21 protein-coding genes are annotated in these 23505 nt (G+C 55.9%); 15 read left to right on the forward strand and 6 right to left on the reverse strand.

The genetic code is table 11. The features are described 5' to 3' along the window. The first annotated feature begins 15 nt into the window (after positions 1-15). Positions 16-714, forward strand: a complete 699-nt coding sequence (locus B7994_RS01940) for an NAD(P)H-binding protein (protein WP_088636782.1) — start codon at positions 16-18, stop codon at positions 712-714. Here the strand turns inward: B7994_RS01940 and B7994_RS14365 are convergent. From B7994_RS14365 to B7994_RS01970, 6 genes are all read right to left on the reverse strand, one after another. Further along, on the reverse strand, positions 711-1943 hold the full coding sequence (locus B7994_RS14365) for a prepilin-type N-terminal cleavage/methylation domain-containing protein (protein WP_158213042.1): 1233 nt from the start codon (positions 1941-1943) through the stop codon (positions 711-713). The genes B7994_RS01940 and B7994_RS14365 overlap by 4 nt on opposite strands. 128 nt (positions 1944-2071) lie before the next feature. Beyond that, complete coding sequence (locus tag B7994_RS14370) at positions 2072-2767, reverse strand: type II secretion system protein (protein ID WP_088636784.1); 696 nt, start codon at positions 2765-2767, stop codon at positions 2072-2074. 146 nt (positions 2768-2913) lie between these two features. Next, positions 2914-4116: an NAD(P)/FAD-dependent oxidoreductase gene (locus B7994_RS01955; protein ID WP_088636785.1), complete on the reverse strand. Its 1203-nt coding sequence runs from the start codon at positions 4114-4116 to the stop codon at positions 2914-2916. Next, a complete protein-coding gene (locus B7994_RS01960) occupies positions 4109-4300 on the reverse strand; it encodes a DUF362 domain-containing protein (protein ID WP_088636786.1) in 192 nt (63 codons plus the stop codon). The genes B7994_RS01955 and B7994_RS01960 overlap by 8 nt, the downstream gene beginning before the upstream one ends. 71 nt (positions 4301-4371) lie before the next feature. Next, positions 4372-5925 carry a LamG-like jellyroll fold domain-containing protein gene (locus B7994_RS01965; RefSeq protein WP_088636787.1) on the reverse strand — a complete coding sequence of 518 codons (1554 nt, stop codon included), beginning with the start codon at positions 5923-5925 and terminating at the stop codon, positions 4372-4374. Between the two features lie 2 nt (positions 5926-5927). Then, a complete protein-coding gene (locus B7994_RS01970; RefSeq protein WP_088636788.1) occupies positions 5928-6752 on the reverse strand; it encodes a TIGR02147 family protein in 825 nt (274 codons plus the stop codon). Between the two features lie 175 nt (positions 6753-6927). Between B7994_RS01970 and B7994_RS01975 the strand changes: the two genes are divergently transcribed. From B7994_RS01975 to B7994_RS02040, 14 genes are all read left to right on the forward strand, one after another. Continuing rightward, on the forward strand, positions 6928-8877 hold the full coding sequence (locus tag B7994_RS01975; protein ID WP_088636789.1) for an immune inhibitor A domain-containing protein: 1950 nt from the start codon (positions 6928-6930) through the stop codon (positions 8875-8877). Positions 8878-9004: 127 nt separating this feature from the next. Continuing rightward, complete coding sequence (locus tag B7994_RS01980; RefSeq protein WP_088636790.1) at positions 9005-9640, forward strand: NADH-quinone oxidoreductase subunit B; 636 nt, start codon at positions 9005-9007, stop codon at positions 9638-9640. A gap of 3 nt (positions 9641-9643) precedes the next feature. Beyond that, the gene (locus tag B7994_RS01985; protein ID WP_088636791.1) at positions 9644-10249 is read left to right on the forward strand and encodes an NADH-quinone oxidoreductase subunit C; all 606 of its coding nucleotides are present in this window, start codon (positions 9644-9646) and stop codon (positions 10247-10249) included. Then, a complete protein-coding gene (locus tag B7994_RS01990; RefSeq protein WP_088636792.1) occupies positions 10246-11439 on the forward strand; it encodes an NADH-quinone oxidoreductase subunit D in 1194 nt (397 codons plus the stop codon). Before B7994_RS01985 ends, B7994_RS01990 begins: the two co-directional genes overlap by 4 nt. After that, positions 11436-12497: an NAD(P)H-dependent oxidoreductase subunit E gene (locus B7994_RS01995; protein WP_088636793.1), complete on the forward strand. Its 1062-nt coding sequence runs from the start codon at positions 11436-11438 to the stop codon at positions 12495-12497. Before B7994_RS01990 ends, B7994_RS01995 begins: the two co-directional genes overlap by 4 nt. A gap of 2 nt (positions 12498-12499) precedes the next feature. Next, complete coding sequence (gene nuoF / locus B7994_RS02000; RefSeq protein WP_088636794.1) at positions 12500-13807, forward strand: NADH-quinone oxidoreductase subunit NuoF; 1308 nt, start codon at positions 12500-12502, stop codon at positions 13805-13807. Positions 13808-13811: 4 nt separating this feature from the next. Continuing rightward, on the forward strand, positions 13812-15404 hold the full coding sequence (locus B7994_RS02005) for a 2Fe-2S iron-sulfur cluster-binding protein (RefSeq protein ID WP_088636795.1): 1593 nt from the start codon (positions 13812-13814) through the stop codon (positions 15402-15404). Further along, positions 15404-16759, forward strand: coding sequence for a complex I subunit 1 family protein (locus tag B7994_RS02010; RefSeq protein WP_088636796.1), 1356 nt, complete (start codon positions 15404-15406; stop codon positions 16757-16759). Before B7994_RS02005 ends, B7994_RS02010 begins: the two co-directional genes overlap by 1 nt. Continuing rightward, complete coding sequence (locus B7994_RS02015) at positions 16759-17325, forward strand: NADH-quinone oxidoreductase subunit I (protein ID WP_088636797.1); 567 nt, start codon at positions 16759-16761, stop codon at positions 17323-17325. The genes B7994_RS02010 and B7994_RS02015 overlap by 1 nt, the downstream gene beginning before the upstream one ends. Further along, positions 17325-17867 carry an NADH-quinone oxidoreductase subunit J gene (locus tag B7994_RS02020; RefSeq protein ID WP_088636798.1) on the forward strand — a complete coding sequence of 181 codons (543 nt, stop codon included), beginning with the start codon at positions 17325-17327 and terminating at the stop codon, positions 17865-17867. Before B7994_RS02015 ends, B7994_RS02020 begins: the two co-directional genes overlap by 1 nt. Continuing rightward, positions 17867-18181, forward strand: a complete 315-nt coding sequence (gene nuoK, locus B7994_RS02025) for an NADH-quinone oxidoreductase subunit NuoK (protein ID WP_088636799.1) — start codon at positions 17867-17869, stop codon at positions 18179-18181. The genes B7994_RS02020 and nuoK overlap by 1 nt, the downstream gene beginning before the upstream one ends. A 3-nt stretch (positions 18182-18184) precedes the next feature. After that, positions 18185-20212 (forward strand): NADH-quinone oxidoreductase subunit L, encoded by a 2028-nt coding sequence (gene nuoL / locus B7994_RS02030; RefSeq protein ID WP_088636800.1) that lies wholly within the window; start codon positions 18185-18187, stop codon positions 20210-20212. Next, positions 20212-22002 carry a NuoM family protein gene (locus B7994_RS02035; protein WP_088636801.1) on the forward strand — a complete coding sequence of 597 codons (1791 nt, stop codon included), beginning with the start codon at positions 20212-20214 and terminating at the stop codon, positions 22000-22002. Before nuoL ends, B7994_RS02035 begins: the two co-directional genes overlap by 1 nt. Next, entirely contained in the window at positions 21995-23464 is a 1470-nt protein-coding gene (locus B7994_RS02040; protein WP_088636802.1) for an NADH-quinone oxidoreductase subunit N, read from the forward strand. The genes B7994_RS02035 and B7994_RS02040 overlap by 8 nt, the downstream gene beginning before the upstream one ends. Positions 23465-23505: the final 41 nt, after the last annotated feature.

Raw genomic sequence — 23505 nt, forward strand, 5'->3', positions numbered from 1 at the left:
GACTAAATTTGCAACATGAAAGTTGCGCTTTTCGGTTCGACCGGCCTAATCGGAAAAAATGTCCTGAAACTCCTGGTACGCCTTGACCAGGTGGAGCGTGTGTACTGCCCGGTACGTCGCGTGCCCGAGCCCGCCGAAACAGGAATCCTGGAAGGTGCAGCGAAGGTAGACTTCGATGTGGTCGACTTTGAGCACGTGGACAAGTTGCGCGAGAAGTTTGCGGGCCTTGATGCGGCGATATGCTGCCTCGGCACGACTATAAAGCAGGCGGGTAGCAAGCCTGCGCAGGAGAAAATCGATGTGAGGCTCCCGCTATCGCTTGCGGCCGTCGCGAAGAAGGCGGGGGGAAGGCATTTCCTGTGCGTGAGTGCACAGGGTGCGAATTCGCATTCACCGTTCTTCTACAACCGCCTGAAGGGAATGCTCGAGGAAGGTCTCACGATGATGAACTTCGAGGCGCTCACGCTCGTGCGGCCGTCGCTGCTGCTCGGCAAGCACAAGGACAAGCGATTCGGTGAAGAACTGATGCAGAAGATTTTTGGCAGGCATCTCGCGATACTGCCGGCGAGAATCCGCCCGGTGTTCGCGGAAGCCGTCGCGGCTCATCTCGTGGCCTCGATGCTCAAGCCGCCATTTGACCATATATGCGCTTCCGACGGCACGAAGGGCAAGCGGATTATATACAACCGCATGCTGTCAAGTACGAAACTTTAGTTAGAAGACGAAGAAGATGCCACCGTTGTGCAACGCTTGGTACTGGTGTTGTAGACAGCACATTGTTCCTTAGGGATATAATCTTTATTGTTGCAGTTGCCGTTAGTCTTCGTACATACAGTCGCAGGAATAGATTCATAATTTAAGGTGTTCCCGTTCTGATCCTTTATTACAGGAACTGCGCTTGAACTGCTTTCTTCACTCGAACTACTTCCTTCGCTAGAACTGCTTTCTTCATCCGGTGTCACTGCACTGGTAGGTTGCGCGCTGCTTCCGCCTGCAGATGTGCCCTGGTTAGTGCCGCCACCGCTATTGGTTCCACCGGTACCGCCTCCTGTGCCGGATCCTCCGGAATTGCTGCTTTGCTGCTGTTCCTGCTCTTTCCTTCGCTGCTCTTCTTCGTATTCCTCGATTTCCTTGTTTACGTCATGGTCCTTTTCGTAATCGCACAATCTCACGCATGTTTCTGCATCGAGATGCCCCTTGTTTACCGCAAGCCTACATTCTGTTACATAGCACCATCCGCACTTGTTTCCTTTTATTTGTCTGGGGTCGTCTGCGTGCCCTGTTGCCATTAACGCTTCGCAATCAACGGCGCTCGATGAACTCTGGCTGCTTGTGGAACTCTGGTTGCTTGCGGAACTGCCCGGTTCCGGTTCCGATGCGCTGGAATTTTCTTCGTTGTCGTCGGAACTTTCCGGCTCCTCTGCCGCGGAACTTTCCGGTTTCATTGCGGTAGTAGCTGCGCATGCGCCTTCGCCTGCGGCTCCGACGGTCCAGTTGAGTGTCAACGCCCCGCATTCGGCCGAAGAGACAATGTGCTCGTAGTTGAGCTCGTGCTCTCCCAAGGGATTGATGATTATGGACCAGGAACTGCGCGGGGTGCAGGAATTCAGGCTGGAGAGGTTGAACGCCTGCCAGCCGACCATGCGTTCTCCGCCGGCTTTCAGTGCAATCTTCCCCTGGATGCATCCGATGTACTCGAAGTTGTCGCTCTTGCCGCCGTCCGGCGCCCCGTAGCCGATATTCTGCCAGCTGCCTACGGCGTTGTTCTCGTGCAGGTAGGTGTTCTGCAGGCTGATGTAGGTGCCTGCTGCGACAGGGACTTCGGCAGCCTTTGCCTTCGCTATTACGCCGAATAGTTTGGGAACGCCCACGGCCGCAAGTACGCCCATGATGACGACGACCACCATTATCTCGACGAGTGTAAAACCGTTCCTTTTGGGCATAGGCGAACTCCCTCCCTGTTTCGTCAGGGAATGCGAACTATAGGAAAAATAAATCAAATTATGGCAATAAGGCTTGGTCATCTTGAAATGATTGTTCCTTTTTAGGTTACTCCGACTTGGAATATGGGCTAGTGCTTGTTTTTGCCATTGCTGCCACTGTTGCCATTACCATTGCCGGGTTTCTCGGCGTCCGGGTTACATTTCTTTTGCTGCCCGTAGGCGTGCTGGAGGCCTGCGCCTTTTCCGTTGCTTGCGACACAGTTACCTGATGAGTCGTCGTCTGAATCCTGGTCGCCGTCCGATGATTGACTGTTGTCGCCTGAATCTTGCTGTGCAGTTTGCGTTGTGGCGGCAGTACAGGCGCTCACGTTGATGTTGCCGACTTCCCAGTACCTAGAGAGTGTTGCGCACTCTGCCGATGACGCTACCTGGGTGTAGTAGGCCCTGTTTTGGCTAACGGGCGTGATGATGATAGCCCAGGAACTGCGTGCGGTACAGTCGTTGAGGCTGGATAGGTTTGTCGCATACCATCCAATAAATTCGCCGCCGTCATCGGAAGCGAGGCAGCTCCCGTATTCAAAATAGCTACTCTTTCCGTTTTCAGGGCCTACGTAGCCGATATCGTTCCATGTGCCGACGCCGTGCCCCTGGTGTAGGTAGGCGTCTTGCAGGTGGACGTAGGTGCCCGATGCCGCAAGGAGTTCTGCGGCCTTCGCCTTGGCTATCATGCCGAATAGCTTGGGAACGGCTACCGCTGCCAGTATGCCCATGATGACGATGACCACCATGATTTCGATGAGGGTGAAGGCTTTCTTTTTATCCATGGTGGTCCTTTGTAAAGTTGAAAATGTAAGTTAACAATAAGAAAAATATAATATACAAGGACGCCTGTCGCAACTTTTTTTGTTTTGTTGCGCTGAATGCCTGATTATCGTGATTGCCGACAATATGCCGAACGCCAAAGACGTTTTTACTTGAACTTCGCGAACTTGACTAGGTACCTTGCTGTCTGGAAGGGCGTCTTGAGGAAGGCCCTCTTCTTGTACCCGCCGAGGGCGAACCCCTGCAGCACCTTGTAGAGGCCGATCTGGTCTTCACGGTTGATGGCGAGCAGGAACCGGCGGAACTTGTACTCGAAGTCGTGCATCTTGCCGAAGTAGCCGTAGCAGCGATTTTCGTACTGTTTGAGGAACTGCTTCGAGAGGTTCCCGGCCTTGAGGCCCTGGTCCACGTATTCTGCGCAGAACCGGCCGGCCCTCATCGCGGCAGCGATGCCACCACCCGTGAGCGGGTTGGTGTGGTGGGCGGCGTCGCCCACGAGGGCGAAACGGTCAAGCGTGTAATCCTTGAGCGTGCTGGAAACGGGCACGAGCCCGCCGACGGTATGGTTGATCTTTGCGCCCGGGAAAAGCTTCTCGAGCCATTCCATCGTGACTTCGAGGATGTTGCCCGAATGCTTGCCGTTGGCGAGGAAGCCTGCACCGAAGTTCGTGACGTTCGACTTCTGCTTCGGAAAACTCCAGATGTAGCCGTCGTTGATAAAGTCGTGGCCTTGCCAGAAGGTGAGGTAGTCGGGCTTGGTCAAGAGCCCCTGTACTTGGATGTCGACGCCCGTGCAGGTTTCGCGCGGGTCTTGTGCGCTCTTGAGGCCTACCATGCGCCCGATGCGGCTTTCTACGCCGTCGGCCGCGATGACCATCTTTGCAAAAATTTCCTGCGTGCCGGTCTCGGTGACGCTACCGTCGCCGTTGCCTTTCCCGAGTACGACGCGCACCATGCGGGTGTCGCCTTCGACGCCGCCTACGAATTCGGCACGTGCACAAGTTTCTACCTGGGCGCCGTCGTCGGCCGCAAGCTTGGCGAGCCACGGGTCAAAGACTTCGCGGTTCAGCATGATTCCCGTGCCCGGTTGCGGAACTTCAATGTTCACGCCGGCAGGGCCGTAAATATAAAGCCCGTTGATAATGCTTTCGATGCAACTATCGTCGATGGGGCCGTAAGTCTGAAGGTCGGAAAGTTTGGTGCTCGCTTCGCCGCAGCGTACCGGGAAGCCGATGCGTTCGCGCTTTTCGAGGAGCAGTACCTTGTGCCCCGCCCGTGCCAAGTTCCTTGCGGCAACGGAGCCGCCGGGCCCCGCGCCAATCACCACGACATCGTAACGGGAATCAAGCATCGTTCACCTCCGTAATCGTGAGCGCACCGACGGGGCATGCCTTTGTGCAAATGCCGCACTTGATGCATTTTTCGGAATCAATCTGCAGGTCGAGCCCAAACATGTCGAGCGCCATCTTGGGGCAAATGCCCACACAGCCGGCGCACTGCAGGCATTTGCTTTTGTTGTGAGCGAGACGTTTCATAAAGGAAAATATACAAAGATATCGCCGCAAGAGTGCGGCGACAATCACAAAGAATCAGGAATAAACAGATTCTAGTCTAGGATGGCGGGTTCTTTTTGCAACTCGTAAAAAACGCTGAGCCAGCTTTGCAGTTGCTGCCAGGTGGTGTCGCCTTTGGCCCGGATGGAATCGTCGAAAGACGTGAGGAAGATTTCGTCGATTTCTCCATTGAAGGCGTTTTTCCCTCCGATACCAATGTTGAACTGCAATTCAGAAAAATCGTCGCTAATTTTGATATCGGTGTTGCGGATGGTTTTCCCGTCAACGGCAATGGTCAGGTGCTTTTGCACAAAAACGACAAAGTAGTGGTGCCAGGAACCATCGAGAATTTTGGCGCTTCCGTAGAGGGTTGTGTCGGTGGATGCGGATTCAAGGCCACTATAGATTCTTGTGCAGATGGTGGCGGGGTCCTTTGAACATTGCCTGATTTCAAAGCCTCCGTTGACGGAGGGTGTAGATGAAAAGATAGTGAACCCGGTGTCGGCAGGGGTTTCTCCCTTGATCCAAAAACTGAACCCTAGACTTCCGTCTTCGAACAGCGGGAATCCATCGGCATATTTGTGGACCTTGAGGTCTTTTTTTGTTGAATCCAGGTGTAGGCCGGTTCCGTAGAAGCCTTCGCTGTCGTATTCGTCCAGGTTGTAAAAGGTGTAGGGGTGGGGCCCGAAGGAAAGGTAGGTGGGCTCGATTTCGCGCAGGCTTAATACGTTTCCGTCCAGCATGTTTGCCGAAATTTCGGGAAGGTCCATCAGCAACACTTCTTTTCCCTTGGCGGATTTTGCATCCAGCAGGTAATCGATTTCGTAGCCGTTGGCATCGATCAGGGTTGGGACTGTTTCGGACTTACTTTCCACCAAGATGGGTATGTGCTTCAGCGTGATGCCTGCATCCATGGCCTTGAGGGTTGCCACGACACTGTCGTTGAATGTCATTTTGCGGAGTCCCACCAAATAGCCGGGCTTGTTCCTGGTCACAAGGAGGGTGTCTTCAGAGCGGAAGCTCCAGTAGACGGAATCCGTCTCCGTTTCGCCTTCTGCAGTCATGATGGTGATTTTCTCAAAATAAGCATTGGGAATGCCATCGGCCAGTATGTAGCCACGGTCCACGTCTTCGGAATTCACGACGAAGCAATTCAGCGAGCCGTCGATGCATATCGTGTCGCCAAGAGCGAGGTCGTAGGCGTTCAGTTCCAGCTTCAGGTTCGAGCCTTCGGAGACCTCAAAGCGATAGACGGAATCCTCAGGCTTCGTGATGTCGAGAATATTCCTGAAGTCCAGCAATCCGTCGGATGAGACCTGGATGTTGAAGGAGTCGCTTTTTATATCTTCAAAAGAGAATTTCCCGGAATCGTCGGTGGTCGTCTCCATTTCGGGATTGTCTCTCACGGCAATGAAGTCTCTCCGCATGAGGGCGACTTTGGCGCCCTTGATGGTGTTGCCGTCAAAGTCCGTCACGATGCCCGCGATGGTCTTCCCCGATTCCGTCTCGGAAATCACGCCCGCGGTGTCTTCGCCGTTGCTGCACGCCATAAACAGCGACAGCAGTGCCGCCGCGCTAAAAAAGGAAATTTTATTTACTCCAATCATCCCTACTCCAAATTCGAAAACAGGTGGATGTTCATCTGGTAGACGCCGTCGGCCTTTTCCTTGTCTTCGCCGATGATGCGCCTTGCCTTCGCCTTGAATTCCTGCAGTTCTGCCTCGAGTTTCTTGTATGCCTCGCTCGAGATGCTGAACGTGAGCGTGCTCATGACGGTCGGCTTTTTCGGGGGCGTCATCAGCGCCTGCTTCGAGAGCTCGAAACACTGCAACTGGTATTGCTTGATCAGGTCCGCGTTGTTGTACGGCCCGCTGCTGATGCTTTCCTTGGTGGGCTTCCAGAAGCCTTCCTCGTTCTTGCGTGCAAGCCCGAGCCTCTCCAGCAGGGCGAGCGATTCCTTGAGTTTGCCGAGCGGAACCTTCGGGAATATGCGCTTTTGCACCGGCGCCATGTCGTCGGTCACGTCCATCGCATCGAGGATGGCGAAGAGCGCGCTATTGTACCAGCGGCTGTAGTATTCGTAGGCATCCTCGTTCACGATGTGCTGCGGGTTCGGGTGCAACTTCAGTATTTCCTGCATCGCGGCATTGCGGGCGGCGTCGCTTTTCGCCTGGTCGAGCTGCACCAGCGTTTCGAAGTACTTGGCCTCTTTCTTGTCGAGTTCCAGCACCTCGATGAACTTTGCCACCATGCGGGGGGAGACCTTCTTGCCGCGGAGCACGTCGGCGAAGTAGCTGCGGCTCTTCTCGAGCCCGAGCATGTTGCAGATTTCGGTACGGGTAAAGGCCGGCTCCACCTTGGCGCGGGCGGCCTGGTATTCTTCCAGGAACTTGCGGAAGTGCGTAAACTGGAATATGTCTAAAAAACGATTCACGCTCTAAATATATATAATTCCCTTCTGAAAATGAGAATTTTTTTGAGAACATTTACGTATTTTCTCCCAAAAAAGCCAAAAAACGGCCATGATGAAAATCCGGTGTGATTTTTCGCATAATTTTTATTATTTTCAAGATTACACGGAATAGGTCCGTTTTGGAAAAGGGATTGGAATGGGTTGTTTTCTGAAAAAAAGTGTTGTTGTCGCCCTGGCAATTTGTGCCGGGGTCGTTTTTGCGCGTCCGGCCAGCATGGCGGTGCAGACGGTGCAGAACAAGGACGGCAGTTCGGTCTCTATCCGCCATTTCGGCGATGAACATTACCACTTTACCGAAACGGCCGACGGCTACCTGGTCACGGGAGACGGCGAAGGAAACTACGTATATGTGGATGCGTCGGGGAAGCCGAGTTCCGTGGTCGCGAAGAATGCGGTAGACCGCAGTGATGCCGATGTGAAATTCCTGGAAGGGCTGGATCAGGAGGCGGTCCGCAAGAACCACAAAAATTTGAACGGGGGACGATTTCCCGCTCCCGAAGAAACCTCGGGACAACTAAACTTTTCGCACCTTCCCTTGATGGCCTACGACCAGGCTGGAATGCCTGCGCGGATGCTCAGACCCAAGCCCAAGAGCTGGGTGACGGGCGAACGCTGGATACCCGTGCTGCTCGTGGGTACTACGGACAAGGCGTATGGCGATTCTGCTGCGTTCCATGCCTTCCTGAACCAGGAAGGCTACAACAAGAACGGCAATATTGGAAGCCTCCGCGATTACTACCTGTATTCGTCAGGTGGCAGGTTTAACCCGCATTTCGATGTGTATCCGGTACAAATTAATGCGGCTCTGACCAGTTTCGGTATGGGGGACAGTTTCAGCGAGGGGCGCTTTATGGCGGAGGGTGTCAAGGTGCTGACCCAACGTCCGGACTTCCTTGCGAATGCTGACAAGTATTGCTCGAGCGGCAAGAGTGTTGACGGTTTCATATTCCTGTTCCCGGGCATGGAAGAGGATGCGCTCAAGCAGAGCCGGAACTTCTGGGGACATGCGTACCAGATGATGTACAACGGTTCTGGGTCAGGGTATGAGGCCTATAAGTCTAACGGCTATTCCTTCGACAAGTACCTCTTTATTGCCCAGTATGCCGACGGTTCCAGCAATTCGCAGATTAACCAGATGGGTATCTTTGCGCACGAGTTCAGCCATGTGCTCGGGCTCAAGGACCATTACGCCAAAGATGACAATGGCAAGATGATTGTAGGGCCCGACAAGTACGACGTGATGTCGCAGGGAATGTACAACGGGACGAGCTGGAATGCTGGCAACATCCCTGCCGCCTTTTCTGCATTCGAGAGGGAGGCCGTGGGCTGGCTTACGCTTTCCGAGATCTCTGTGGAAGATTCGGTATATGGCGTGAAGAAACTGGTGGACATGCAGGCGTACTCGATTACGAATCCGAAGCAGTCCGACGAGTACTATATAGTGGAGTACCGCCCTTCCGAAAAATACGATGCGAAACTGGGGAACAACGGCGTGTTTGTATGGTATATCGATTACGACAGGGACCTGTACGAATACGAGAACGCCATCAACAAGGATAGCGACCACCAGCGTATCGCGGTGAAGAGTGTATTGAAGGCGGGGGCGAAGTTCAGTGACTTCTCGTTCGTCAATGGAGGGGGGAAGGCTGGCATTTCGGGCATATACAGCGTGGCCCTTGACGGGGATGCCCGTGCGTGCTTCACGCCCAATGCCTCCCGCAGCATAGGGGAGTGCTCGGAAGAATCGAGTTCGTCTGTGGAGAGTTCGAACAGCGTGAGGTCGTCTTCTAGTGAAGCGTTGTCTTCTGGTGCGGTGTCTTCGTCGACGGTCGCGATTGCGGGCGTGGCGGCTGCCGACCCGCGGGTGCGCGTTTCGCTTTCGGGCAATACGCTCAATGTGGCCGCCCCGGATGCGGGCAAAAAAACGGTGCGCCTGTTCGACATGCAGGGGAACCTCCTGCTCGTGAAATCCTTTGCCGGAACGGCCTTTTCGGCCCCCCTTCCGAGGCTTGTGCGCGGGGTGTATATTGTGCGAGTCGAATCGGACAATCGTCTGCTGAAAACTTTGCGTGCCGTAAGGCGTTGATAATCACCAAATTACGCGTCTCCGTATCAAATTCGTGATGGTTTTGTAATGCTCCAATCGGGTGTAAATTCTCCCGGCTTTTTGGCGTTTTTTCTATCTTTTACGCGCATTTTACGAGGTACCCTCTATGACAGCTGAGGCAGAAAAGCCAAACATCATAACGACCTCCCTGGACTTTTTAGTCAACTGGGGCAGGACGAATTCTCTTTGGCCGTTCCCTTACGGTACGGCATGTTGCGCTATCGAATTCATGAGTACGGAAGTGGGTCGTTACGACCTTTCCCGTATCGGTTCAGAATATGTTCGTTTTACGCCGCGCCAGTCCGACGTCTTGCTCGTCGCGGGCACGATTACCTACAAGCAGGCTCCGATTCTGAAGCGTATCTACGAGCAGATGGCAGAACCCCGCTGGGTTATCGCGATGGGCGCCTGCGCCTGTTCCGGCGGTTTCTATGACTGCTACTGCACGGTCCCGGGTATCGACCATATCATTCCGGTGGACGTGTATATCGGCGGTTGCCCTTCCCGTCCGGAGGCGTTCTTCGACGCGATGTTTGACCTGCAGAAGAAGATCAAGGACGAATCCTACATGAAGCAGCGAGCCGACCGCGTCAAGGAACAGCTCGAGATGATTAAGGCGAAGACTGCCGAGGCCAAGGCCAACGCCCAGGATTTTGCCCATGGTAAGGTCGCGGAACTCAAGGATTTTGTGAAGGAAAAAGAGCAGAACCTTGTAAAAAAAGCACAGTTCTGGAAGGAGTAGAAGATGAAGACTGCAGAAGAAATCTTCACCGCCCTGGAAGAGAAATTCGGTGCCAAGAGGGAAACGCTTGACAAGTGGAGCGTGACCGCCATCGTGAGTGCGGGCTACCTGCGCAACGCGGTGCAGTTCCTCAAGGAAGATGCCGATGTGAAACTCGAGATGCTCGTGGATATCGCGGGTATCGACTACCTGACTTACCCGAACCACGAAGGCCCGCGCTTTGCTGTTTCCTATTCCTTCAAGAGCATTTCGAACCCGGGACTGCGCTTCCGTCTTAAGGTGCTGGTCTCCGAGGAATGCCCGAAGGTGCCTACGCTCTGTGACTTCTATGCGAACGCCAACTGGTACGAGCGCGAAGTGTTTGACCAGTTCGGAATCGTGTTCGAGGGCCATCCGGACCTCCGCCGCCTGTTGAACCACGTGGAATTTGTGGGCCATCCGCTTCGCAAGGATTACCCTGCCCAGAAGCGCCAGTGGCTTTCCACCAACGACTACCTTCTCCCGGCCCTGGAAAAGCGCCTGGAAGATCTCGGCTACAAGGTTATCCAGCGTAGCAAGGAAGTCGGGACCAACGATAACGAATTTTTGGAAGGGAGTATCAAAGAATGATCGTACTGGATCCTAATGGCGAAAAGCTGAACTTGATGCCCTTGAACGTGGGCCCGAGCCACCCGGCGACTCACGGCTGCTTGCGCTTTATGGCCGCCATGGACGGCGAGACCATCGTCGCAAGTGTTGAAGAAATCGGTTACCTGCACCGCGGGTTCGAGAAGATGGTGGAGCGCGGTACCTGGCAGCAGGTGGTTCCGTATACCGACCGCCTCAACTACTGCTCGGCCATCATGAACAACATCGCGTACTGCCGTGCGGTGGAAAACATGTTCGGCATCGAACTGCCTGAGCGCACCAAGGTGCTCCGCGTAATCGTGAACGAACTTAGCCGTATCAACGACCACTTCGTGTGCGTCGCTGCGGCCTTCCAGGACTTGGGCGGTACGACCCCGTTCATGTACGCGTTCAACCCGCGTGAAGAAATCATGTGCATTTGGGAAAAGCTCACGGGTGCACGTCTTACGAACAGCTTTGCCCGTATCGGCGGCCTCTACCGCGACAGTTACGCGGGTTTCGAAGCCGATGTGCTTGCCGCTCTCGATTCTACCGAGAAGGCCCTGAAGGACTTGCATGCCTGCTTGGATCGAAACCGCATCTTCCTCGACCGTACGGTGGGTATCGGCAAGATCAGTGCCGAGAAGGCTATCAGCTACGGCTGGACGGGCCCGTGCCTGCGTGCCTCCGGTGTTGCATCCGACCTGCGCAAGGATGAACCTTACTACGATTACGAGACCTACGACTGGGAAGTCGTGGTCGGCACCCAGGGCGACTGCAACGACCGCCTGCAGGTGCGCCTCGCCGAAATCGAGGAATCCGTGAAGATCGTGCGCCAGGCCCTGTTGCGCCTTACGCCAGGGCCGGTCGACATCGTCGACCCACGCATCCGCGTGCCGGCGCACAAGCTCGCCTACCAGGATATGGAAGGCCTTATCGGTCGCTTCAAGAGCGTGTACGAAGGCATCCGCGTACCGGAAGGCGAATACTACTGCGGTAGCGAATGCGCTAACGGCGAACTCGGTTTCACGATTGTTTCTGACGGCAGCGGCCATCCGTACCGCATCAAGGTACGCCCGCCTTGCCTTACGCAGTTCGCTGCTTTCCACGAACTCGTGGAAGGTGGCCAGCTTGCCGACTCCATGGCCGTACTTTCGGGCCTCAACATTATCGCTGGAGAACTTGACCGATGAGAGATCACATTACTGGTGCAGTTCAGTTTGTCTCCAATAACCGCCTGAAGTTCGACGGCCCGGCAGCGTCTATCGATGCTCTCCCGGATCCGGCGCAGACTTTTGGCCATGTGCACAAGGCTGTCCCGCAGCCACCCACGAAGGAAGTGCTCGATAAGCTCAACACTCCCGAAATCAAGGAACGTTGCGCCGACTTGCTCAGCCGTTACCCGGTGGGGCAGGGCGCACTGCTTGAAGTGCTCTGGCTCGTGCAGGGCGTGTTCGGCTGGGTCCCGACGGAAGGTATCCGCTGGGCGGCTAACGTTTGCGGTTGCGCTCCGGCACATGCGCTCGGTGTCGCGACCTTCTATACCATGTATAACCACGCCCCGAAGGGCAAGTTCCTGTTGCAGTTCTGCCGCAACATTAGTTGCACTATCAAGGGCGCCATGCCGCTTATCAAGTATGTGGAAAACAAGCTCGGCATCAAGAGCGGCGAGACCACTCCCGACGGCATGTTCACTATCCTCCAGGTGGAATGCCTGGGCAGCTGCGGCAACGGCCCGATGATGCTCGTGAACGACGACTTCGCGACCGACGTCGTGGACGGCCAGCTCAAGATGAAGCGTGGCACGACCCTTACCGAAGAAAGCATCGACCGCATCATTGACTGGTGCAAGGCTCACGTGAACGACATGCCGAAGCACGATGTTCTCGGCGGTACGGTGAAGGGCCACGGCGGCCATCCCGGCGCTCCGGGTGCAACTGCCAAGCCGCAGGTTGCCGACTACGCTCCGCCTTCTCCGGTTTTGAATGTGAAGGCCGAAGCCGACGAGAACGGCGCCACCCTCACATGGAAGGGCGCTCCCGAATTCACGAAGATCGTGGTGGAAAAGAAGAACGGTTCCAAGTGGGAAGCTGTTGGCGAGCCCGGCGTGAAGGACAAGGCGTTTGTGGACGCTGCCGGCAAGGTCGGCGACGTGTACCGCATGATTGCCACTTCGGGCGAACGCACGGCCAAGCCCTCTAACGAGGCTGTGACCACCCAGAAGCCGGCTCCGGTCGAGGAGGCTAAGTAATTATGGCTGAATGTGTAAAAGTTTGTACGCAAAACTTTGGCAAGGGCGCCCAGGACATCGAAGTCTACAAGAAGCTGGGCGGCTACGCGAATATTTCTGAACGCCTGTTCAACATGAGCCAGTTCGAACTCATCGACTACGTGCAGCGCTCTAACCTGCGTGGCCGTGGTGGTGCAGGCTTCCCGACCGGCATGAAGTGGAGCTTTGTGCCCCGCAATTCCGGCAAGCCCGTGTACATCGTGGTGAACGCCGACGAAGGCGAAGGCGGTACGTTCAAGGACCACTTCCTGATGATGGAAGATCCTCACCGCCTCATCGAAGGCCTGATTATCGCGGCTTGGGCACTCGGTTCCCGTGCGGCTTACATCTACTGCCGTGGCGAATTCCTGCCCTGCATCGAGAGCATCAACAAGGCGCTGAACCAGGCATACGCTGCCGGTTACCTCGGCGAAAATATCATGGGCACCAAGTTCTGCTTCGATATCTTCGTGCATCGCGGTGCTGGTGCCTACATTTGCGGTGAAGAAACTGCTCTTATCAACTCGCTCGAAGGCCAGAAGGGTCAGCCCCGCCTGAAGCCGCCTTTCCCGGCGGTGAGTGGCGCCTGGAAGTCCCCGACCTGCGTGAACAACGTGGAGACCATCATGGCCCTCCCGTGGATCCTGCAGCACGACCCGAGTGAATATGCCAAGATGGGTACGCCCCGTGCCGGTGGTACGAAGGTGTTCTGCATCTCGGGCGACGTGAAGAATCCGGGCGTGTACGAGGCTCCTCTCGGAACCCCGATGATGACGATGATTAACGAGTATGCCGGCGGCGTCGTGGGCGGAAAGCTCAAGGCCGTGCTGCCGGGCGGTTCCTCTTGCGCACCTTTGACAGCCGAAGAAGCCGCTGTCGCGACGATGGATTACGAATGCCTTGCCTCGATGAAGACGATGTTCGGTTCGGGCGCCATGATTGTGATTAACGATACGCACAACATGGTGGACCTGCTGAACTGCCTCGGCAACTTCTACAGCCACGAAAGTTGCGGCCAGTGCACTCCGTGCCGCGAAGGTACGGGCCTGTTGCACCGCATGCTGAACCTGATTGTCGATGGCAAGGGCCACGACGGCGACGTGGAACTGATGCAGAGCCTCTGCGGCGGTTTCGGCGGCGTGACGATTTGCCCGCTGTCTATTTCGCTTGGCGGTCCGGTGTCCAGCTACACCGCAAAGTTCCGTGCGGACTTTGATGAGTATATCGCAAAGAATCCCGACCACGCCAAGCCGCGTGTTCAAGAAACCTACCGTCCTGGAATTTTCTGGTAATAATATGAGTAACTACTACAACATGCCGAAACTCCCGACCGAGAACAGCCCGAAGGTGGAAATCTTCGTGGACGACAAGCCGGTCATGGTTCCTGGCGATACGAACCTCCTCGAGGCCCTCAAGGCTGTCGGGATTGAAACTCCCCACGTATGTTACCATCCTTACCTCCCGGTATCGGGTAACTGCCGCCAGTGCCTGGTGGAACAGGAAGGCCCGCGCGGCCGCATGCTGGTGATTGCCTGCTACACGCCTGTCGCCCCGGGTATGAAGATTTATACGCCGGCTTCCAGCGCCCGCGTCAAAAACGCCCGCAAGGCCACCCAGGAATTCATGCTGGTGAACCACCCGCTCGATTGCCCCATCTGCGACAAGGCCGGTGAATGCACCCTGCAAGAGAACTACATGGAAGCGGGCCAGAACGAATCCCGCATGCGCCCCGAATACGGCAAGAACTACCACGGCAATCCGGAACATCAGTTCATTGATGCGAAGGGACAGGTTCGTGGCGGTAAGCACGTAGACTTAGGCCCCCGTGTTTTGCTCGACGAAGAACGCTGCGTGCAGTGCGACCGTTGCGTGCGCTTTATGCGTAGCATCGCCGGTTCCGAACAGCTGCAGCTCGCTGGCCGTGCCGACCATACTTACATTACTACGTTCCCGGGCGAAAAGCTCGACCACGAATACGACCTGTGCGTGACGGATGTGTGCCCGGTGGGCGCCATGACAGCGAAGTACTTCCGTTTCCAGAAGCGCGTTTGGCTGCTTTCCCACACGCCGACGATTTCGATGGACGATTCCCTCGGTGCGAACATCTGGCTCGACCATGCCGACGGCCACATCTACCGCGTGATGCCGCGTTGCAACCCGGTGGTGAACCGCAGCTGGCTTTCTAACACGAGCCGCCTCGCGTTCCAGAACTTTGACAAGAACCGCATTCCGGCGATGGACGTGCACAAGGTTACCTTCGGTAACGGCAAGGTCGCTATCGTTGCTGGCGGTTCTTGCACCATCGAAGACCTCGCTGCAATCCGCGTGCTCAAGGAATCGCTCGGTGACCGCGCCGAAGTCTTTGGCGGCTCGCTCCTCAAGGTGGGTGAACCCGACGGTATCGCGAAGAGCGGTGACCCGGTGGCGAACCGCGCCGGCATGAAGCTCTTGGGTTTCGCCGACGTTTCTGAATTCATGAAGCGTACTGCGGAATTCGAAACGCTCGTGACCGTGAACGCGAACCTCTTCGGCGAGGACCCGGCAGCGGCCAAGGCCCTCGAGAAGGTGAACTGCCGTGTGGCACTCTCGGCATTCGATGACGATACGGTGAAGAACGCGACTATTTCCATCGGTGTTCGCCACTGGAGCGAAGTCCAGGGCACGATGGTGAACAGCCTGAATATTCTGCAGAAGTTGAACGCCTGCCCGGTATGCCCCGACGAAAAGCTCTGGGCTCCGTACGAGGTTATTTCGCACATGGCCGGAGCCAAGTTCGAGACCGCTGCTGACGCCTTCAAGAAGGCGGGCGAGTATGCGCCGGTCCTTGCCGGCCTCAGCTACGATGCAATCAAGAGTACAGGCAAGTTGCTCGAAGGAGGTAACGCCTAATGGATATTATTGAATCCAAAACCTGGGTGGAATGGCTGATTACCATCGCCAAGTTCGGGTTCTGCTTTGTTCCGGTTCTCTACATCCTGTTGCTCATCCCGATGGAACGTCGTGGTGCGGGCTTCATGCAGGACCGTCAGGGGCCGAACCGCTCCTACATCAAGATTCCGTTCTTTGGCAAGATCCGCTTGTTGGGCTATGTGCAGAACATGTGCGACGGCACCAAGCTGTTCTTCAAGGAAATGTTTGCCCCTGCTGGCGTGAACAAGGTGCTCTACTACGTGGCACCGGCTATCCCGTTTGCCATCGTGTTCCTTAGCCCCTGCGTCATTCCGTGGTTCGGCCCGATGGTGTTCGAATGGGGCGACAAGACCGTCCGCATTGCAGGTTCCATCATTGATTCCGATGTGGGCGTGCTCCTGTTGTTCGGTTTCAGCTCGCTTTCTGCCTACGGTGCCGTGCTTGCGGGTTGGGCTTCCAAGTCCAAGTACAGCTTCCTCGGTGCGCTGCGTACGAGTTCCATGACCATCAGTTACGAAGTGTGCCTCGGCCTTTCGATGATGGGCATCTTGCTCCTTGCGGGTTCCTTCAACCTGACCGATATCGTGAACTGGCAGGAACACCATGTGTGGGGTATCGTTGCCCAGCCGGTGGCGTTCTTCTGCTTCCTTATCGCTAGCATCGCCGAAACCGGCCGCGCCCCGTTCGACGTCGCCGAAGGCGAACCTGAACTCGTTGCTGGTTACCATACCGAATATGGCGCCATGCAGTTCGGTTTGTTCTACATGGGTGAATACTCCCACATCTGCATCAACAGCTTCCTGATTGCGACTCTCTTCCTTGGCGGTTACGCCGTCCCGTTCGTGACGACCGAGACGATGCAGGCCCACATGGGCGGTTCGCTCGCCATCCTCTGCGGTGTGCTCGTGTTCCTGGCGCTTGCGTTCCTCCACATGATTTACCGCTATTCCAAGAAGCTCGCTGCGACCAAGCTGACGAACCGCTTCGAAGTCCTCCAGGAATACAAGCTCTACAAGATTGTCGCCTGGGCTGCTGTCGCCGTGCTCGTAATTCTCGGTGTGGCTGCCTGGTTCTTCTATAATCCGGCCAACATGGTCGTGAACGGTGTTGCCGTGGGTAGCCTCGCTACTGCAATCGGTACAGCGCTCATCCACCTGCTCGTGCTTGTCGCGAAGAGCGTGCTCTTCTGCTGGGTGTGGATTTGGGTCCGCTGGACTCTCCCGCGCTTCCGCTATGACCACGTGATGCACCTGGGCTGGAAGATTATCTTGAACATCGCCCTCATCAACCTCGTGGTGACTGCCGTCATCGCAAAACTCGTAGGGGGTAACTAATGCGCGTTATTAAACAGAGGCCCATGAACTGGGTCGAACGCCTCTACATTTTTGAAGCCCTTCGTGGCTTGTTCACTACGTTGAAGCATGCTGCTCGCGGCTTGTTCCGTTACGAGACTCTCCCGACGATTTCGTACCCGGAAGGCCAGCCGGAAGTCCGCAATACCTACCGTGCAAAGCACCGCCTGATGTTGCGCCCCGATGGCACTCCGCGTTGTGTTGCCTGCGGTATGTGTGCTGCGGCTTGCCCTGCGCACTGCATCTTCATTGAAGCCACTGCGAGCGATGACCCGCGTATCGAAAAGAAGGTCAAGCGCTTCGATATCGACCACTTGACTTGCGTGTTCTGCGGCCTGTGTGCGGAAGCCTGCCCGGTGGATGCACTGCGCATGGATACGAAGGAAATCGTGTTCGAACACCGCACCCGCGACGAGTTCGTGGCGACGCTTGAAACTCTTACCGCCTGGGATCCGAAGGATTACCCCGACGACGCGCAGAGCCAGGTGGCTCCGGGCGGGACCAAGAATGCCGAGGCCCTCAAGGTCTGGGGAATGGAGGTTAAGTAATGCTTGCCCTGATTTATTTCATCATTCTCGCCGTGATTACCCTCGGGGCTGCCGTGTGCGTGCTCCTGAGCCGTCATCCCCTTTACGGCGCACTTTCCCTGGTGACATCCATGGTTTCCCTGGCCGGTATCTACGGTCTTATCGGGAGCCCGTTCCTCGGAGTCGTGCAGGTCATGGTCTATGCCGGCGCCATCATGATGCTCGTGACGTTCGTGATCATGGTGCTGAACGGTGCCCGTGATTCGAAGACGCCGATGTTCGACAAGGTCTCGCTGTTCATTGTGCCTGCGGTGGCCGTGCTCGCTGGCCTTGTCGGGTTTGCGCTCGTTCGTGCCCCGATTGCCTTTGACACGACGGCGCTCCGCGGCTCCGTGGCGCTCACGTCCAAGACTCTCTTCGACGTGGCCCAGACCGGCCCTGGCTACTTTATCCTTTTCGAAATCCTCGGCCTCTTGCTCCTTTCTGCCATGGTTGCTGCAGTGCTCATGGCCAAGAAGCGCCTCGGGTCTATCGAAACTGAAAATACGGAGGATAATCACTGATGGAACTCCAACCCATTTTCATCCAGATTCTTTCGCTCGCCATTTATGCTATCGGCATTGTGGTCGCCATTTCCCGCAGGAATATCTTCTTCGTGCTCATGGGTATTGAACTTGCCCTGAACGCGGTGAACCTCTCCTTTGTGGGATTCGCGAAGACGCTCCCCGCAGAACTGAGTGTCACGGGCCAGATCGTTCCGCTGTTTACCATTGCCATTGCCGCCGCCGAAGCGTGCGTCGGTTTCGCGATGGTCATCTTGATTTTCCGCAACCGCGAAAGCATCGATGCGGATTCCTATTCCAACATGAGGGGCTAATCGATGACGAATATTCCTTTGTGGCTAATTCCGTTGTTCCCGTTGCTGGGAACGATTATCCTGGGCGCAATCGCCGTCTCCTCTTCGGGTAACAAGAAGGGCGCCCCCGAAGGCATCATCGGTGCAATTGCCGTGCTGCTCCCTGCGCTCTCGTTTGCCTGCGTGACGGTTCTTGCACTGAACATGCCCGTATCCGGATTCCGCGAAACGATTTGCAACTGGATCGATATTCCTCTCCTGAAGGTGGATATCGGATTCCAGTTCGATGCCCTCTCACGCATCATGTTGCTGTTCGTGACTGGTATCGGCACGCTCATCACGCTCTACTCCATAGGCTACATGCATGGCGACCGCGGTTTCACGCGTTTCTTCGCCTACATCAACCTGTTCCTGTTCAGCATGATCGTGCTCGTGCTTTCGGACAACCTGCTCCTTACGTTCCTCGGTTGGGAAGGTGTGGGCCTCTGCTCTTACCTGCTCATCGGTTTCTGGAACAAGGACCTCAATAATTGCAAGGCTGCGAACAAGGCCTTCATCGTGAACCGCGTGGGTGATATCGGGTTCTTGCTCGGTATGCTCAGCCTCGTGACTATCGGTGGTGCAGGTGTCCTCAATTACGACATGCTCAACCATTTCATCAGCATGCTGATGGCCGGCGGTCACGTCGAACTCATCATGCCGATGCTCTTCATTACATGCTTGCTGTTCTTTGTGGGTTGCACGGGTAAGTCTGCGCAGATTCCGCTCCTCACTTGGTTGCCCGATGCCATGGCGGGTCCGACTCCGGTTTCGGCCCTCATCCATGCTGCGACCATGGTCACGAGTGGCGTGTACCTGGTGGCCCGTCTTTCGAACTTGTTTGTCGTTTGCCCCGATGTACTGAACATCATTCTTGTCGTGGGTGCCCTCACTGCCTTCTGGGCCGCCTTTGCGGGCCTGTTCCAGAATGACATCAAGAAGGTGCTTGCCTACTCGACGATTAGCCAGCTTGGCTACATGTTCATGGCCGCGGGCGCATCGGCGTTCGATGCCTCCATCTTCCACGTGTTTACGCATGCCTTCTTCAAGGCATCCCTCTTCCTCGGTGCCGGTGCCGTTATCCACGCACTGGGTGGCGAGCAGGACATGCGCAATATGGGCGGCCTTATCAAGAAGACGCCTGTTACCGCCTGCGTGATGATTTTTGCGTTCCTCGCGATTGTCGGCTTCCCGGGATTTGCGGGCTTCTGGTCCAAGGACCTCATCCTTGAACGCATCTTCACGGATTGCACCTGGGTGATTACCGGTTCCTGGCTTGCTCCTGTCGTTCCGATGAACAAGATTTTCTATATCGTCGGTCTGTTCACAGCGGTTGTTACGGCTGTCTACATGGGCCGTCTCATCATTATGACCTTCTTCGGCAGCTACCGCGGTAGCAAGGAAAGCGAAGCCCATATTCACGAGGCTCCCGCCGTGATGCTTATCCCGATGGTCATACTCACGTTCGGTTCTATCTTTGCCGGTTACCTCTGGGCAGATTCCATGGGCGTGCGCTTCTTCGCCGATACGCTTGCTCCGGTGCTTAGTGCGGCACAGGGCTTTGACCCGGCTAGGGCTCTCAATCCTGAAGTCCTGCTGAGCGAATTCATTCCGCGTTCTGTTGAACACGTGAACCCGATTATCTTTGCCGCGCTCGGCACGCTTGCCGCACTGTTCGGTATGTTTATCGCCTGGAAGGGCTGGATGCATGCGCATATTCCGGCTGCCAAGGGCTCTAGCGCTCCTGAAGGCTATGCTGCCGGCTGGACGTTCATGTGGGATTACGTGCACGGCTTCTTCGTGAAGTGCGTGAATGTGGCTGCCTGGATTTGCGAAAAGATTGTCGACACGCTTCTGCAGGCTTTCCAGTGGACACTCGGTGCCATCACCACTATTCTGGGTGACGGAGCAACGGTGTTCCAGGTGCGCAAGGTGCGCTTGCAACTAGGTCTTAGTATCCTAGGTGTCGTCGCTCTAGTTGTCGTTGTTCTTTTGACTGGAGGTTTGGTCTAATGCTGTTACATCTCCTTGTCCTCGCCCCGTTTGCTGCCGCCATCCTGATGGTCCTCAATTCCAAGGAGGATTTCAAGGCGGCGACCCATATGGCAATCCTTTTCGGACTCGTGTTCCTGGGTATGTCCGTTGTTCTCGTCTCTGGCGGGAATATCGCCACATCTCCTGTGGAATGGCTCTGGATTCCTGGTTGCAAGGGTCCTTCCTACTATTACCTGTATAGTCACGGTCTGGGCTCCTGGATGGTGTTCCTGTCTTGCGGACTTTCGCTGGTCGCCCTGATTTCGGCCCGCGGGCTCCTGGGCGTGAACTACCGCAATTTCGCCATCGGCATTTTTGCCTTGATGGGCGCGATGAACGGAACATTCCTTGCCGCAGACGCCGTGCTGTTCTTCTTCTTCTTTGAAGCTATGGTGATTCCGGCTGCTATTCTCATTGCCAGTTTCGGCGGTGAGGACCGCAAGAAGGCAGCGATGACGTTCGCGATTTACACGCTTGTCGGTTCTGCCCCGATGATGGTCGCCCTGTGGTACCTGCTTACCATTGCCGACAATTCTCTGCTGATGTCCCTTGCGATTGCGATCCAGGGCGTTCCGGAGTCGACCCAGCTGGTTGTCCTCATGAGCTTCCTGATTGCGTTTATCGTGAAGACTCCGATATTCCCGTTCCACGGCTGGCAGGCTATCACGTATTCCGAGGCCCCGGCTCCGCTTTCTGCAATCCTCACGGGTGCGATGAGTAAGGCTGGCGTGTTCGGCTTTATAGCTTGGGTGCTTCCGATTTTCCCGTTCAACATGCAGGAAATTTCCACGATGGTCTGGCTCGGCCTTGGTTCCGCCATTTACGGCGCGTTCATGGCCCTGCGTGCAACCGACGGCAAGAAACTCCTTGCCTTCAGTTCCATGAGCCATCTGGGCATTGCTGTTGCGGGTGTGTTTAGCCTTTCCGAGGCGATGCTCCCCGCGGTGCTCGTGCTCCTGGTTGCCCATGGTATTTCGGCCGGCGTACAGTACTACCTGATTGGTGTTGCCGAACGCATGACGGGCACTCGCAATATCGAAGAGATGGGCGGCCTTGCCCACAAGAACCCTGCGTTCAGCTTCCTGTTCGGTGCTGCAGGCGTCATGGCGCTTGCCGTTCCTGGAACTGCTGGATTTGTCGGAGAATTCTCCGTTCTCCTTTCCCTCTGGGACCTGAGCGCGGTTTGCGCAATCATCATGGGCTTTGTCATGATCCTTTCGGCGGCCTATGTGCTTCGCTTTATCCAGAAGGTCATCTTCGGTAAGCCTGCTCGTGAATACACCGAGGGCAAGCTCTGCGGCCATCTCGAAGGCTTTGCCTATGGCGTGATGCTCGTTCTGCTTCTCGTGTTCGGCTTCCATCCGTCGTTCATTACGAATGCCCTGCATGTCTACGAAGACGATGTCATTGAACAGGTCGTGGAAGAAAATGCGGACGCTGTTCCTGTAGATGAAATTGACGAAGAAATGGAAGAGGAATCCGAACCTCTCGAGTCCCACATCGTTTCTTCTGCTGATATCGCAAAGCTCGATTCCTCGCTGACCCAGGCCGGTTTCTCCGAGGAAGAACGCAAGGAACTGATCAAGCAGGTAATTGAGACCGAGGCCAATATGGCCAAGGCGACTGCAGTTGCTGCCGAAAAACAGCAGCGCGAAGAAGAAGAGGCTCGGATCCGCGACGCCGCGAACAAGGCTTACGAGGAATTCGATGTCCCGATGGAAAGTCAAGATGAATCTGCTGTGAAGAGCGAGGAGGTTTCCAATGACTAGTATCGTCAACTTTTTCCCGGTAATCCTGGTCGCGCTCGGTGCGCTTGCATCCCTCGCTGCAGAACCTTTCCTCAAGGACGAAAACAAGCATAAGATCATTCCCTGGATTGCATCGGTGTTCGTTGCCCTTGGTATGGCTTCGTTCTGCCTGGTCAATACGGGTACGTGCCATGATTTGTTTGCGATGGATCCGATTCGTCGAGTGCTCGGCGTGACGGTGCTGCTTTGCGCCCTCCTGGGTGTCGCAGGCCTCCAGTGGACCCTCGCTCACGAGAAGCATAAGGGTGGCGAAGCCTACGGGCTCCTGCTCCTTGCTTCGTGCGGTGCCGTACTCATGACTCAGGCCATCGATTTCCTCGCCCTGTTCGTTGCAATGGAACTTACGAGTTTCCCGGTGTATGCCCTTGTGGGTATCCGCCGCAAGGATCAGAACGCAGGTGAAGGCGTGTTCAAGTATTTCGTCTCGGGCTCCATATTCAGCGCCATTTTCCTTTACGGTGTATCGCTCGTGTACGGCGCTACCGGCACGACGCACTTCAGCACCACGATTATCGATGGCCGCGAAACACTCTATGCCGTGGGTACGCTGCTTGCAATCTTCGGGTTGCTCTTCAAAGCGGGTGCTGCTCCGGTGCATTACTGGGTTGCCGATGTCTATACGGGTGCTTCTGTCGCGGTGACGGGCTTCATGGCTGCGGTCGTGAAGGTCGGTGCCCTTGCTGCTCTCGGTTCCCTCTGGATTGGCATGCTCGTGACGCGTGCCGGCGTTGCGGGTGCCTGGAACCTGGCTGAACCTGTTACAGCTGCAGGCCAGTGGCCTTCCTTGTACCATGTGGTGGTCATTGTCGCTGTGCTCTCGATTATCATCGGCGCCTTCAGTGGTCTTGCCCAGAAATCCATTCGCCGCATTATCGCCTTCTCTGCCGTGATGAACGCGGGCTTCATTGTGCTTGGCCTCTTGCTCCCGAATTACCTGGGCGAAGGTACCGTGCAGCTTGGCTCCATGTTCTACTTCCTCGTTACCTATGCCATCGCCAGTGCAGGCGCCCTCACGGGTATTGCCTACCTCGCCGGCAAGGAAGACAAGAACGAGAACCTCGAAGACATCCAGGGTGCCGGCCGCAGGCATCCGTTCGTGGCGCTTGGCGTCGCGGTGTGCCTTGCAAGCCTTGCCGGCCTTCCGCCTGCATCTGGCTTCCTCGCAAAGTTCGCCCTCTTTACGGGTGCATTTTCTGCGGGCCTTAGCAAGGTGGCGATTTTTGCCTTCGTGCTTTCGCTGGTGGCCGCAGTCTACTACCTGCGTATCGCCTTCGTGCTGTTCGCTCCTCGCAAAAAGCAGTGCGAATGCAAGTGCAGCTGCATGTCGTCTTCGTACAGTTACATGCTCAAGTTCATGGTGGCCGTGGCGGCTATCGCCCTGCTTGCACTGAGCATTGTTCCCGGCTTTGCACTGATTGGCTAGTCGCTATTTGGCGATTGCCAACTGCAAAAAAAAACGCTGAA

Source organism: Fibrobacter sp. UWR2 (assembly GCF_002210285.1).
In the GTDB taxonomy this organism is placed as follows: domain Bacteria; phylum Fibrobacterota; class Fibrobacteria; order Fibrobacterales; family Fibrobacteraceae; genus Fibrobacter.